Origin of the sequence: Streptomyces sp. NPDC005803, assembly GCF_040630435.1 — a bacterium.
GTDB lineage: Bacteria > Actinomycetota > Actinomycetes > Streptomycetales > Streptomycetaceae > Streptomyces.
Genome location: NZ_JBEXXO010000003.1, coordinates 145,131 through 157,896, shown reverse-complemented (window position 1 = coordinate 157,896; position 12,766 = coordinate 145,131). Strand labels below are relative to the sequence as shown.

The following is a 12,766-nucleotide window of genomic DNA, read 5'->3' as shown; positions in this document are numbered from 1 at the left end:
AGTGCACTTCAACGCAAGGGCGTCGGCGGGCTCAGCGGTCCGCGGGCCGGGCACCGTCGCTTAGGCTGCACGCGTGTGAAGCGTTTACCCGATCATGAAGTTCCGCGCACCGAGGAGTGACCTGTGACGGCAGGCATACCCGAGCCCCAGCCCCGTATCGACACCAGCAAGCCGCATCCCGCCCGCGTCTACGACTGGTTGCTCTGCGGCAAGGACAACTACCCGGTGGATCAGCAGGTGGCGGAGAGCCTGCCGGAGGAGGCGCGCGGGAACGCCGCGCGGAACCGGGCGTTCATGCACCGGGCCTCCGCCTGGCTTGCGCGCGGCGGGATCGACCAGTTCCTCGACATCGGCACCGGCATCCCCACGGAGCCCAATCTCCACCAGATCGTCCAGGCGATCACGCCGACGGCCCGGATCGTCTACGCGGACAACGACCCGATCGTCCTGCGCCACGCGGAGGCCCTGCTCGTCAGCGCTCCCGAAGGGGCCACCGACTACCTCCACGCCGATGTGCGGGAGCCGGAGACGATCCTCGAACGGGCCAGGAAACTGCTGGACTTCGAGCGGCCCATCGCCCTGTCGCTGATCGCGCTGATGCACTTCCTGCCGGACGACCAGGACCCGTACGGCATCACCCGCACGCTGGTCGACGCGCTGCCCACCGGCAGTTACCTCGTCCTCTCGCACGGCACCGCCGACCAGCACCCGGAGTTGAAGCAGGAGACGGAGACGGCGTACAAGAAGGGCGCCATCGCGCTCCGGATGCGTACGCGTGCGGAGGTCGAGCCGTTCTTCGAGGGGCTGGAGCTCGTCGAGCCGGGGCTCGTCCCCGCGACCGAGTGGTACCGGGAGGAGCCGGCGCCGGTCGTCGAGCGCAGCGGCTTCTACGTGGGGGTCGGACGGGTGGTCCGGTGAGCGTCCGGTACACGGCGGTGGACGGTACGGCCCTGGCGTACGACGACCTGGGGGCGCCCGGAGATCCGCCGCCCGTCGTGCTCGTCCACGGGCATCCGTTCGACCGGACCATGTGGCAGCCGCAGACCACCGCGCTCGTCGCGGCCGGGTACCGGGTGATCGTGCCCGATCTGCGGGGGTACGGAGAAAGCGGCGTCGTCCCCGGGCGCACCCTGCTCGCGGACTTCGCCGACGACATCGCCGCGCTGCTGGACCACCTGGGCCTCGCGCGGGCCGTGGTCGGCGGGGTGTCCATGGGCGGGCAGATCGCGATGGAGTTCCACCGCTCGTACCCGGGGCGGGTGGCGGCGCTGGTCCTGGCCGACACCTCCCCGGTCGCCGAGACCGAGGACGGCAAGGCGTTCCGCAACCGGCTCGCCGACCGGCTGCTTGCCGAGGGGATGGACGGGTACGCGAGCGAGGTGATCGACAAGATGCTGGCCCCGTACAACGTCACCGCCTTGCCCGACGTCGCCGCGCAGGTGCTGGGGATGATGCGCTCCACCGCTCCCGAGGGGGCCGCGGCGGCGTTGCGGGGCCGGGCGGAGCGGCCCGACTACCGGGAATCGCTCGCCGGGGCGGGGGTGCCGGTCCTCGTGGTCGTCGGCGCGGACGACGTCTACACGCCCGTCGCGGAGGCCCGGGTCCTGCACGGGCTGATTCCGGAGGCGGAGCTGGCCGTCGTCGAGGGGGCCGGGCACCTGCCGAACCTGGAGCGGCCCGCCGTGTTCAACGACGCGCTGACGGGGTTCCTGGCCAAGCGCGGTTAGAGCGGCTTGGCGAAGCAGAGACTGCTGTCGTACGTGCGGTAGTGGCCGAACTTCTCGCAGAGCGCGTAGCCGCTGGAGCGGTACAGCGCGATGGCCTCGGGCTGCTGGTCGCCGGTCTCCAGCACCATGCGGGTGCGGCCCGCCGCGCGGGCGTCGGCCTCCAGGGCGGCCAGGATGCGGCGGGCGAGGCCCTGCCCGCGCCCCTCGGGTATCACGAACATGCGCTTGAGCTCGGCATCACCGTCCGAGTAGCCCTCGGCGTTGCGCTCCTGCGAGCGCCAGCCGCCGGTGGCGACCGGGCGGTCGGACGCGTCGTAAGCGAGCAGGTACAGACCGTGCGGCGGGTCGAACATCGTGGCGTCCAGCGGTGTGATGTCGCCCTCGTCCCCGTAGCGCTCGGCGTATTCGAGCTGGACGAGATCGTTGAGTTTGACGGCGTCGGGGTGATCGAACGGGCGAGGCTGGATAAGCATGCGATAGATGGTACATGTATGCGCGCGGCAGGGTCGATATCGTGCCGGAATGCTGACTGTGACCTCCGTGAATGTAAACGGTCTCCGCGCCGCCGCGAAGAAGGGCTTCGTCGAGTGGCTGGCGCGGACCGACGCCGATGTGATCTGCCTCCAGGAGGTACGGGCCGAGCCGCAGCAGCTGCCCGAGGAGGTGCGGGAACCCGAGGGCTGGCACACCGTCCACGCGCCGGCCGCCGCCAAGGGCCGGGCCGGCGTCTCGCTCTACTCCCGCCGGGCGCCGGAGCGTGTGCAGATCGGGTTCGGCGGCTTCGGGGGCGCGGGCGGCGAGGAGTTCGACGCGAGCGGCCGGTACGTCGAGATCGACCTGCCGGGTGTCACGGTCGCGAGCCTGTATCTGCCCTCCGGCGAGGTCGGCACGGAGAAGCAGGACGAGAAGGAGCGCTTCATGGCGGCCTTCCTGCCCTACCTCACGGGTCTGAAGGCGCGGGCCGCCGCCGGGGGCCGCGAGGTCGTGGTGTGCGGTGACTGGAACATCGCGCACCAGGAGGCCGACCTCAAGAACTGGAAGGCCAACCGGAAGAGTTCCGGCTTCCTCCCCGAGGAGCGGGAGTGGCTGACCCGGGTCTTCGACGAGGCCGCGTACGTCGACGTCGTACGCGCCCTGCATCCGGGCGTGGAGGGGCCGTACTCGTGGTGGTCCTACCGCGGGCGGGCCTTCGACAACGACACGGGCTGGCGCATCGACTACCAGGTGGCGACCCCCGGGCTGGCGGCGCGCGCCGTGAAGGCCCTGGTGGAGCGCGCCGCCACGCACGGGGAGCGGTGGAGCGACCACGCGCCGGTCACGGTGGTGTACGAACGCTAGGGTTCGGGCCCTGCGCCGGTGGTGTGCGAGCGCCAGGGCGCGGGTCCTGCGCCGGTGGTGTGCGAGCGCCAGGGTTCGGGCCCTGCGCCGGTGGTGTGCGAGCGCCAGGGTTCGGGCCCTGCGCCGGTGGTGTACGAGCGCAAGGGTTCGGGCCCTGCGCCGGTGGTGTACGAGCGCCAGGGTTCGGGCCCTGCGCCGGGGGTGTACGAGCGCCAGGGCGCGGGGCCTACGACGGTGGCTGCGACGCCTCCGCGTCGCGGCGCAGCCGCCGGTCCAGGGCCATGGACAGTTCCGCGTCCACCACCGCGCGGGCCAGCGGGCGCAGTTGGGGCGGTTCGGACTCCGTGCTGTGGGCGCGCAGCGCGGTGACGAAGAGGTCGGCCAGTGCGTCGGCGTGCTCGCGGACCCGGCGGCCGGAGGCGAGCACCTCGGCGAGCGGGACCCCTTCGCGTACGAGCTCGGCCGACACCTCCAGCAGGCGGCGGCTGATGTGCACGATCTCGTCGCCGTCCGTTCCGAGGTAGCCCAGCTCCATGGCCGTCGCCAGGTTCTCCGGGGTGGACTCGCCCTCGAAGTGGTCCGCCAGCTGCTCGGGCGTGAGCCGGACCGGGGTCTCCTCGGTCGGCTCGCCCAGGCCCAGCACCTCGGCGACGTCGCGGCCGCTCTCGAAGGTGCGGGCCAGGTCGGCGATGCCGGTGAGGGTGTGGCCGCGCTCCAGCAGGCCGGCGATGGTGCGCAGGCGGGCCAGGTGATGGTCGTCGTACCAGGCGATGCGGCCCTCGCGCCGGGGTGGCGAGATCAGGCCGCGTTCCCGGTAGAAGCGCAGGGTCCGGACGGGGATGCCGGCCTCCTTGGCCAACTCCTCCATGCGGTATTCGCGGTGCTCGCGTCCTTCTGCCACCCCCGCACCCTACCGGCCGCCCTCGCGCCGGGGCGGCAGGTTGTACCGCCGGTAACTTTCTCTCGCGGCCCCCTACCCATCGGTACGAAGCTGCTCTAGTCTCCCAACAACGCCAGTGATTGCTGGCAGAGTCGTGTGACGTACCGCGGGAGGCGGCAGCATGGCCCAGCACGAGCACGTACGAGTGGCGGTGATCGGATCCGGGTTCGGGGGCCTCGGGGCTGGTGTCCGGCTGCGCCGCGAAGGCATCACCGACTTCGTCATCCTGGAACGGGCCGGCGCGGTCGGCGGCACCTGGCGGGACAACAGTTATCCGGGCTGCGCCTGCGACGTACCGTCCCACCTCTACTCGTTCTCCTTCGCGCCCAACCCCGAGTGGCCGCGCACCTTCTCCGGGCAGGAGCACATCCGCGCCTACCTGGAGCACGTCGCGGACACCTTCGGGCTCCGGCCGCACCTCAGGCTCAACCATGAGGTGAGCGTGATGCGTTGGGACAACGACGAACTGCACTGGGTCATCGAGTGCGCGAACGGCGCGACGGTCGTCGCCGATGTCGTCGTCTCCGCGACCGGCCCGCTCTCCGATCCCAAGACCCCCGGCATCCCGGGGCTCGCCGACTTCCCAGGCAAGGTGTTCCACTCCGCCCGCTGGGACCACGACGCCGACCTCACCGGCAAGCGCGTCGCGATGATCGGCACCGGCGCCTCCGCGATCCAGATCGTGCCGTCGATCCAGCCCCAGGTGGGCAAGCTGACGCTCTTCCAGCGCACCCCGCCCTGGGTCATGCCCCGGATGGACCGCAAGATCAGCGGCGTCGAACGCTGGCTGCACCGCGCGCTCCCCGTCACCGGCACCGCGCGCCGCGGACTGCTGTGGGGCATACGGGAGTTGCAGGTCAGTGCCTTCACCAAGCACCCGAACGAACTGGGCCTGGTCGAGCGGATAGCCAAGTCCAACATGGCGCGGGCGATCAAGGACCCGGCGCTCCGGGCCAAGCTGACGCCCTCGTACCGCATCGGCTGCAAGCGCATCCTGCTCTCCAGCACGTACTACCCGGCGCTCGCCCGGCCCAACGTGGACGTGGTCGCCTCCGGCCTGGCCGAGGTACGCGGTTCCACGGTCGTCGCCTCAGACGGCACGGAGGCCGAGGTCGACGCCATCGTCTTCGGCACCGGATTCCACGTGACCGACATGCCCATAGCCGAGCGGGTGGTGGGCGCGGACGGCATCACGCTCGCCGAGTCCTGGAAGGACGGCATGCAGGCGCTGCGCGGCGCGAGCGCGGCCGGCTTCCCCAACTGGATGACGATCATCGGTCCCAACACCGGGCTCGGCAACTCCTCGATGATCCTCATGATCGAGGCCCAGTTGAACTACATGGCCGACTACATGCGGCAGTTGAACGTGCTGGGCGGCCGCGTCGCACTCGACGCCCGCCCCTCGTCCGTCGGCGCCTGGAACCGCCGCGTCCAGGAGCGCATGAAACGCACGGTCTGGAACACCGGCGGCTGCGACAGCTGGTACCTGGACGCCAACGGCCGCAACACCACGGTCTGGCCCGGCACCACCGCGGAGTTCCGCAAGGTGACGCGGGACGTCGACCTCACGGAGTACCAGGTCGTACGGGTTCCCGCGCAACGGCACGCGGAGAAGGCCGTCGCCGAGGAGGTGGCGGGATGAGCTGGCCGCCGCGCAGCGCGCACCCCCGCCCCGTGCCCGCCCGCGAACTGATGGCCGTCTCCGCCGACGGCTCCCGCCTCCACGTCGAGGTGCACGGACAGGACGGGGCCCCGGCCGTGGTCCTCGCCCACGGCTGGACCTGCAACACCCACTTCTGGGACGCCCAGATCCGGGACCTCGCCGTGGACCACCGCGTCATCGCCTACGACCAGCGCGGCCACGGCACGTCGCCCGCGGTGGGGCGCGCCGGGTACAGCACCGACGCGCTGGCCGACGACCTCGAAGCGGTGCTCGCGGCCACCCTCGCCCCGGGGGAGAAGGCCATACTGGCCGGGCACTCCATGGGCGGCATGACGATCATGTCCGCCTCGCGCCGGGCCGGGCTGCGCGAGCACGCGGCCGCCGTCCTGCTGTGCAGCACGGGCAGCTCCCGGCTGCTCGCGGAGTCCCTCGTCGTGCCGCTGCGGCCCGGCGCCGTGCGGACCCGGATGACGCGTGCGATCCTCGGGGCGCGGGCGCCGCTCGGGCCGGTCACCCCGATTTCCCGGCGGATCCTCAAGTACGGGACAATGGGGGCCGGTTCGGCCCCTGATCGGGTCGATGCCTGCGCACGGATCGTGCACGACTGCCCGCGAGCGGCCCGGGTCGCCTGGGGGCATGTGCTCGCGGACCTCGATCTCGAAGAGGGCGTACGGGAGTTGCGGGTGCCCACCGCGGTGATCGCGGGGACGGAGGACCGGCTGACGCCGCCCGTCCACGCCCGGGCCATCGCGGCGGCACTGCCCGACTGCCTCGGCCTCACCGAACTGACGGGCATGGGCCACATGACGCCGGTCGAGGCGCCGGAGGTCGTCACGGCGAAGATCCGGGAACTGGTGACCACGTACCTCCCGGTGCGGGGCGCGGCCGATGTCGAGGGCAAGGAGGAGGTCGTATGAGCGGCAGGGGCAGTCTCGAAGGACAGGTCGTCGTCGTCACGGGCGCGGCGCGCGGCGTGGGTGAGCTGCTGGCGCGCAAACTCTCGGCGCGCGGGGCGAAGCTGGCGCTGGTCGGCCTGGAGCCGGACGAGCTGAAGAAGGTCTCCGAGCGGCTGCACGGGGACAGCGACCACTGGCACGCCGACGTCACCGACCACGAGGCGATGGAGCGGGTCGCGCAGGAGGTCAAGGAGCGGTTCGGGAAGGTCGACATAGTCGTCGCCAACGCGGGCGTCGCCACGGGCGGCCCGTTCGTCGACTCCGACCCCGTCGCCTGGCGGCGGGTCATCGAGGTCAACCTGATCGGCGGCGCGGTCACCGGCCGGGCGTTCCTGCCGGTCCTGATGGAGAGCCGCGGCTACTTCCTCCAGATCGCCTCCCTCGCCGCGATCACCCCGGCGCCCATGATGACGGCGTACTGCGCCTCCAAGTCGGGCGTCGAGGCGTTCGCGCACAGCCTGCGGGCGGAGGTCGGCTACCGGGGCGTGAAGGTCGGCGTCGGCTACCTCTCCTGGACCGACACGGACATGGTGCGCGGCGCGGACGAGGACGACGTGATGCGGGAGCTGCGTCAGCGGCTGCCGTGGCCCTGCAACCGCACCTACCCGCTGGGCCCGGCCGTCGACCGCATCGTGGCCGGCATCGAGCGGCGCTCGGCGCACGTGTACGCCCAGTGGTGGCTGCGCGGGATGCAGTCCGTGCGCGGCTACCTGCCGAGCCTGATCGGTGCGGTCGGCCAGCGGGAGATGCGGCGTTTCGGACCTCGCCTGGAGGGCGTCAGCAAGGGCCTCGTGGGCGCCGGAGGGGCCGCCGACCAGGACGAACGGGCGTCCAGGGCCGCGTCGCCTACGGAGCGTAAGTGATCGAAATGCGGTGAATGTGCCCCCGTGTAACTCTGGTCGAGGCCCCGCCGGGGCCATCCCCCACGCACCACATAGGAGTGAACAGCATGGGCATCGCCGACCAGTTCAAGGACAAGGCGCAGGAGCTTGCCGACCAGGGTCAGAAGAAGATGAAGGGCGGCAAGGGCGAGGACCAGCGTCAGGGTCAGCGCCAGGGCCAGGGCCAGGGCCAGCGCCCGGGCCAGGGTCAGGACCGTCGCCAGGACGCGTCCGACCGGGCCCGCCAGGCGTCCGAGCAGGGTCGCGACCGCGCCCAGGGTGCGGCGGACGACATGCGTGAGCGCTTCGACCGCTGACGTACGCACGACTGACGCGTTCCGCGCGTCGCACGGTGAGGGGCGCGCCCGGTTCGTACCGGGCGCGCCCTTTCCGCTGGGCGGGTGCGCGCGCCGCGGGGCGCTGCGGGGCGTGGGCGGCCCGGGACCGGGCTCGCGCGGTGGTCAGGCGGCACTCCAGTGCTGGTTGTCACGGCCGTTGCACTCCCAGAGCACGATCTGGGTGCCGCTCGCGCCTCCGAACAGATCCAGGCATTTGCCGGTGGACGCGGACACCAGCGCCGTACCGGAAAGGCTGATGCGCTGGACGGAAGACCGGTCGCAGGGGGCCAGGACGACCGGGGTCCGGTCCTCGGTTCCGGTGACGGTCACGCAGAGGCCGCCCTGGCGCAGACTGCCGTCGGGCTGGGGACTCCAGGACTGGCCGGCCGAACCCCCGCAGGCGGATGCCAGCAGTTGTGATCCCGAGCCTGCGCCGGTCAGGCACTTGCCCGAGGCCTGGACGGTCAGAGCGACGCCGGTCACCGTGGTCGAGCCGCCGGGGCCGTCGCTGCCCGGTTTCGCGACGCTGTCGGTTGCGGGATCGTCCGCGGCCGGCGACGAGCCGGACCCCGCGGAGGCGGTACTCCTGCCCGGGCGGGGCGTGCCCTCGGCTCTCTTGCCCGACGACGAAGAGGGGGCGGCGGACGGGGTGATGGAGGGGGATGCTGACCGCTCCGCCGTCGGAGTTCCCGGCAGGAGCGACTGCCCCCCGGCACCTTCGTCCTCCCCGTCGGACCGGACGAGCCCGCCGGCGGGCGCGTCGGCCTGGCGGCCGGAGCCGTCGGAGCCCCCGCCGACCGTGACGGCCACCCCCGCGACGACAGCGACGACGGCCACGCCGGCGGCCGTGGCCAGGACCCACCTCCGTCGTAGTAACGCCCAGCGGCGGGGGGAAGAGGTCGGCGCTATCTCGTGCGTCGACTCCGCGGCGCCCGCGAGGCCCTGCGCCGGTGCGCTCCGGGCCGCCTCGGCTTCCGCGCTTCCGGCGCTCTCGGCCCGCTGCGCCGCGATGGCGCGAGCGAGTGCGGCACGGGCGGAATCGAGGTTCAACGCATCGTTGCTTCGAGGGGGCTTGGCCGGCCGTGAGCTGTCGGGCCTGTTGACGTTGCGCTTCGGCAGCTCTGGCATTCGGTTGTGCTCCTTGGAATATGAGGTCGAGCCCTGAGGAGTGCCCGGGAACGGAGAGGCGACCAACGGCGCGTGCCTCCCCCTGACGCGGCAGGCGGTTCACAGGGCGCTTTCCCGGCGGGCAGAGGCCCTCGGGGCGCGTGAGGAGGAGCGCAGTGGATCAATCCCATCTCATCGCTGCACACCCTGCCGAGGGAAGGTGAACACGCCGATGGGAAGACGGTGAGTTGGGGGGATCGGTTCGCGATGCGTTGTACGGGCTTCGGCCGGCGACTCCTGGACCGTCCCCGGCATCGACGCCCGCCCGTGCCGCCCGGCCCCCGCCCACATGCGTACGGGTACGTGCCGCCGGCGCCTACCGCGGCGGCAGCGGCGGCCGCCGTCGGTTCGGGGCGGTGTCGTACGTCGGGGCCGTCGCCGGCGGGTGCGCCGCCAGCAGGTCCAGGGCGACGCGGACCGCGTCGTCCAGCACCGCGTGGCGGCCCTCCGCCCAGTCGAGCGGGGTGCGCAGGGCCTCCAGGTCAGGTTCGACGCCGTGGTTTTCCACCGACCAGCCGTACGTGTCGAACCAGGCGGCGTTCATCGGGACCGTGATCACGGTGCCGTCGCCCAGGCGGTGGCGGCCGGTCATGCCGACGACGCCGCCCCAGGTGCGCTGGCCGACCACCGGGCCCAGTTTGAGGAGCCGGAACGCGGCGGTGATCATGTCTCCGTCGGAGGACGTCGCCTCGTCGGCCAGGGCGACCACCGGGCCGCGGGGGGCGTTGGAGGCGTACGACACCGGCTGGGCGTCGCGGGTGAGGTCCCAGCCGAGGATCGTGCGGGTGAGCTTCTCGACGACCAGTTCGCTGATGTGGCCGCCCGCGTTGCCGCGTACGTCGACGATCAGGGCCGGCCGGGAGACCTCCAGGCGCAGGTCGCGGTTGAACTGGGCCCAGCCGGAGCCGCCCATGTCGGGGATGTGCAGGTAGCCGCAGAGGCCGCCGCTCAACTCCCGTACGACCTCGCGGCGTTTGGCCACCCAGTCCTGGTAGCGCAGCGGGCGTTCGTCGACCAGCGGGACGATCGCGACGCGGCGGGAGCGGCCCTCGCCCTCGGCGGGGCGGAAGGTCAGCTCGACCGTGGTGCCGCCCGCCGCGGACAGGAGGGGGTAGGGGCCGGTGACCGGGTCGACCGGGCGGCCGTCGACATGGGTGAGGACCGCGCCCTCGCGGATGCCCGTACCGGCCAGCGGGGAGCGGGCCTTGGAGTCCGAGGAGTCGCCGGGCAGGATGCGCCGCAGGGTCCAGTCCCCGTCCCGGCACACCAGGTCGGCGCCGAGCAGGCCGATCGCGCGCTGGTAGTGCGGCGGGCCCTCGTTGCGGCGGGCGGGGGAGACGTAGGCGTGCGAGGTGCCCAGTTCGCCGAGGACTTCGCGGAGGAGGTCCGCGAACTCGTCGGGGGTGGCGACCCGTTCGACCAGCGGGCGGTACTGGTCGAGGATGGCCGGCCAGTCGATGCCGCACATGTCCGGCTCCCAGAAGTAGGAGCGGATGAGGCGGCCCGCCTCGCCGTACGCCTGCCGCCACTCCGCCGCCGGGTCGGCCTCGTGCAGGACGCGGCGCAGGTCGAGGTAGACGGTGGAGTCGTTGTCGCCGGGCTCGGTGGCGGGGACGGCGCGCAGTTCGCCGTCGTCCATCACCACGAGGCGGGAGGCGTCGCCGCTGACGGCGAACCAGTCGAGGTGGTCGACGAGTTCGGTCTTCTTCGCCTTCGCGATGTTGAAGTGCTCCAGGGTCGGCCGGCCCGACATGTCGGCCGGGTTGGCGAACGTCTCGCCGAGCGCGCCGGAGATCGGCCAGCGCAGCCAGACGAGGCCGCCGCCGCTGACCGGGTACAGCGCCGAGTACTTGGAGGCGGAGACCGGGAACGGCGTGACCCGGCTCTCCAGGCCCTCGAACTCGACGCTGACCGTGGAGCCTTCGGCGGTACCGGCCTCGGCGGAGTCCACCGGATCGAGGCCGCCCGCCGCCGGCCGGCCGTCGGGCAGGAGGGCGAAGGGGGAGGGGGTCGCCGAGGACAGCGGGACGAGGTAGGGGCGGCAGCCGAGCGGGAAGGAGAGGTCTCCGGTGTGCACGTCGTACACCGGGTCGAAGCCGCGCCAGGAGAGGAAGGCGAGATAGCGGCCGTCGCCCGTGAAGACGGGGTTCTCGTCCTCGAAGCGGCCGTTGGTGACGTCGACGATCACGGGGGAGCCGGTGCCTTGGATGCGGGCCAGCTTGATCTTGCGCAGCGAGCGGCCGATGCCGGGGTGCGACCAGGTCAGCCAGGCGCCGTCCGGGGAGAACGCCAGATCGCGGACCGGGCCGTTGACGGAGCGGATCAGTTCGGTGGGCTCGCCGGTGGACGTCTCCTCGTCCGTGTCCAGGAGGAGCAGCCGGCCGTCGTGCGCGGCGATGGCGAGCCGTTCGCCGTCCGGGTCGGCGATCAGCTCCTGGACCCGGCCGATCCGGCCGGAGGCGAGCCGGCGCGGTGGGCGGTCGCCGCTGGCGCGCGGCAGGGAGGCGATCTCGATCGCGTCCTCGCCCTCCGCGTCGGTCACGTACGCGACCTGGCCGCCGCTGCCGAGCATCTCCGGCAGCCGGACCCGGACGCCGGGGGTGTCGGCGATGGTGCGGGCGGGGCCGTCGCGGTGGGTGAGCCAGTAGAGGCTGCCGCGTACGGCGACGGCGCTGGCCCGGCCGGTCTCGTCCACGGAGAGGGAGTCGATGTTGCTGGCGGCCGGTACCTGGTAGGTCCGGCGTCCGGCGCGCGGGCCGCCGAGCCGGACCTCCAGCCTGCGGGGCACGGCGTCGGGCGAGGCGAGGTCGTCGACCAGCCACAGTTCGCCCGCGCACTGGTAGACGACCCGCCGCCCGTCGCTGGAGGCGTGCCGGGCGTAGAACGCGTCGTGGTCCGTGTGGCGGCGCAGATCGCCGCCGTCGGGCCGGCAGGAGTAGAGGTTGCCGACGCCCTCGTGGTCGGAGAGGAAGGCGATGCGGCCGGCGACGAACATCGGTGAGTCGAGGTGCCCGCCGATGTCCGGGAGCAGCCGTTCGCCGTGCAGCCACAGGCGCCCGGTCGCGCCGCCCCGGTACCGCTTCCAGGCGGCCGGCTCGTGCGGCGGCTTTCCGGTGAGCAGCAGGGTGCGGCGTTCGCCGTCGATGTCCGCGACGGCGATGTCGGAGACCGGGCCCCAGGGCAGCCGGCCGCCGGGGCTGCCGTCCGTGGGCACGCTGTAGGCCCAGGAGAAGTACGAGAACGGCTGGCGGTGCGAGGACACGGCGAGGATCTGCGCGCCGTCCCCGGGGTCGCAGGTCCAGCCGCAGACCCGGGCGTCCGTCGACCCCCAGTAGGTGAGCCGGCGCGCCGGTCCGCCGTCGACCGGCGCCAGATGGATCTCCGGGTCCAGGCTGCGCCAGGTCGTGTAGGCGATCCGGGTGCCGTCGGGCGAGAAGCGAGGATGGCTCACCCGGGTGCGGTCCACGGTCACGCGCCAGGCGCGTCCGGGCGCCTCGCCCTCGGGGGCGAGGGGGGCCACCCAGAGATCGTCCTCCGCCGCGAAGCAGAGCAGATCCTCGTGGAGGTGCGGGAACCGGAGATACGAGACGTCGTCACTCACCCCCCAATGCTTTCCGTGCGAGGGGGCAGCGGCAACTTGTGGTGCGGAACACAAGCGAAACGGTTTCGTTTCGCTGGGTGCACGGGGTAACGTCCTGGTGTACGAAACAGTTTCGTTCGATTGACTGACGTACGCATCGCACGCGAGCTCAGGAA

11 protein-coding genes are annotated in these 12,766 nt (G+C 72.4%); 7 read left to right on the top strand and 4 right to left on the bottom strand.

Annotated elements, in window-relative coordinates; translation table 11 throughout:
- Nucleotides 1-123 precede the first annotated feature (123 nt).
- Both ABZ454_RS06050 and ABZ454_RS06045 read left to right on the top strand, forming a co-directional pair.
- Nucleotides 124-918 carry an SAM-dependent methyltransferase gene (locus ABZ454_RS06050; protein WP_356317909.1) on the top strand — a complete coding sequence of 265 codons (795 nt, stop codon included), beginning with the start codon at nt 124-126 and terminating at the stop codon, nt 916-918.
- Nucleotides 915-1,727: an alpha/beta fold hydrolase gene (locus ABZ454_RS06045; RefSeq protein WP_359536279.1), complete on the top strand. Its 813-nt coding sequence runs from the start codon at nt 915-917 to the stop codon at nt 1,725-1,727. Before ABZ454_RS06050 ends, ABZ454_RS06045 begins: the two co-directional genes overlap by 4 nt.
- On the opposite strand, the gene ABZ454_RS06040 is transcribed toward ABZ454_RS06045, so the two are convergent.
- Nucleotides 1,724-2,200 (bottom strand): GNAT family N-acetyltransferase, encoded by a 477-nt coding sequence (locus tag ABZ454_RS06040; protein WP_356317914.1) that lies wholly within the window; start codon nt 2,198-2,200, stop codon nt 1,724-1,726. The two genes, ABZ454_RS06045 and ABZ454_RS06040, sit on opposite strands and share 4 nt — an antisense overlap.
- A gap of 49 nt (nt 2,201-2,249) precedes the next feature.
- Between ABZ454_RS06040 and ABZ454_RS06035 the strand changes: the two genes are divergently transcribed.
- On the top strand, nt 2,250-3,065 hold the full coding sequence (locus tag ABZ454_RS06035) for an exodeoxyribonuclease III (RefSeq protein ID WP_359536278.1): 816 nt from the start codon (nt 2,250-2,252) through the stop codon (nt 3,063-3,065).
- 226 nt (nt 3,066-3,291) lie between these two features.
- On the opposite strand, the gene ABZ454_RS06030 is transcribed toward ABZ454_RS06035, so the two are convergent.
- The gene (locus ABZ454_RS06030; RefSeq protein WP_359536442.1) at nt 3,292-3,933 is read right to left on the bottom strand and encodes a MerR family transcriptional regulator; all 642 of its coding nucleotides are present in this window, start codon (nt 3,931-3,933) and stop codon (nt 3,292-3,294) included.
- A gap of 193 nt (nt 3,934-4,126) precedes the next feature.
- Between ABZ454_RS06030 and ABZ454_RS06025 the strand changes: the two genes are divergently transcribed.
- The 4 genes from ABZ454_RS06025 to ABZ454_RS06010 all read left to right on the top strand — a co-directional run bounded on the left by ABZ454_RS06025 (nt 4,127) and on the right by ABZ454_RS06010 (nt 7,822).
- The gene (locus tag ABZ454_RS06025; RefSeq protein WP_359536277.1) at nt 4,127-5,647 is read left to right on the top strand and encodes an NAD(P)/FAD-dependent oxidoreductase; all 1,521 of its coding nucleotides are present in this window, start codon (nt 4,127-4,129) and stop codon (nt 5,645-5,647) included.
- Nucleotides 5,644-6,585 (top strand): alpha/beta fold hydrolase, encoded by a 942-nt coding sequence (locus ABZ454_RS06020; protein ID WP_359536276.1) that lies wholly within the window; start codon nt 5,644-5,646, stop codon nt 6,583-6,585. The genes ABZ454_RS06025 and ABZ454_RS06020 overlap by 4 nt, the downstream gene beginning before the upstream one ends.
- Nucleotides 6,582-7,487, top strand: coding sequence for an SDR family oxidoreductase (locus ABZ454_RS06015; RefSeq protein WP_356317922.1), 906 nt, complete (start codon nt 6,582-6,584; stop codon nt 7,485-7,487). Before ABZ454_RS06020 ends, ABZ454_RS06015 begins: the two co-directional genes overlap by 4 nt.
- An 86-nt stretch (nt 7,488-7,573) precedes the next feature.
- Complete coding sequence (locus ABZ454_RS06010) at nt 7,574-7,822, top strand: hypothetical protein (RefSeq protein ID WP_359536275.1); 249 nt, start codon at nt 7,574-7,576, stop codon at nt 7,820-7,822.
- A gap of 144 nt (nt 7,823-7,966) precedes the next feature.
- Here ABZ454_RS06010 and ABZ454_RS06005 read toward each other — a convergent pair whose 3' ends face one another.
- Both ABZ454_RS06005 and ABZ454_RS06000 read right to left on the bottom strand, forming a co-directional pair.
- Nucleotides 7,967-8,971 carry an RICIN domain-containing protein gene (locus ABZ454_RS06005; RefSeq protein WP_359536274.1) on the bottom strand — a complete coding sequence of 335 codons (1,005 nt, stop codon included), beginning with the start codon at nt 8,969-8,971 and terminating at the stop codon, nt 7,967-7,969.
- Between the two features lie 355 nt (nt 8,972-9,326).
- Nucleotides 9,327-12,611 carry a S41 family peptidase gene (locus ABZ454_RS06000; protein WP_359536273.1) on the bottom strand — a complete coding sequence of 1,095 codons (3,285 nt, stop codon included), beginning with the start codon at nt 12,609-12,611 and terminating at the stop codon, nt 9,327-9,329.
- Nucleotides 12,612-12,766: the final 155 nt, after the last annotated feature.

Coding starts and splice junctions, on each gene's coding strand:
- ABZ454_RS06040 (WP_356317914.1), bottom strand. CDS start 2,200: ATGCTTATCCAGCCTCGCCCGTTCGATCACCCCGACGCCGTCAAACTC.
- ABZ454_RS06035 (WP_359536278.1), top strand. CDS start 2,250: ATGCTGACTGTGACCTCCGTGAATGTAAACGGTCTCCGCGCCGCCGCG.
- ABZ454_RS06030 (WP_359536442.1), bottom strand. CDS start 3,933: ATGGAGGAGTTGGCCAAGGAGGCCGGCATCCCCGTCCGGACCCTGCGC.
- ABZ454_RS06025 (WP_359536277.1), top strand. CDS start 4,127: ATGGCCCAGCACGAGCACGTACGAGTGGCGGTGATCGGATCCGGGTTC.
- ABZ454_RS06020 (WP_359536276.1), top strand. CDS start 5,644: ATGAGCTGGCCGCCGCGCAGCGCGCACCCCCGCCCCGTGCCCGCCCGC.
- ABZ454_RS06015 (WP_356317922.1), top strand. CDS start 6,582: ATGAGCGGCAGGGGCAGTCTCGAAGGACAGGTCGTCGTCGTCACGGGC.
- ABZ454_RS06010 (WP_359536275.1), top strand. CDS start 7,574: ATGGGCATCGCCGACCAGTTCAAGGACAAGGCGCAGGAGCTTGCCGAC.
- ABZ454_RS06005 (WP_359536274.1), bottom strand. CDS start 8,971: ATGCCAGAGCTGCCGAAGCGCAACGTCAACAGGCCCGACAGCTCACGG.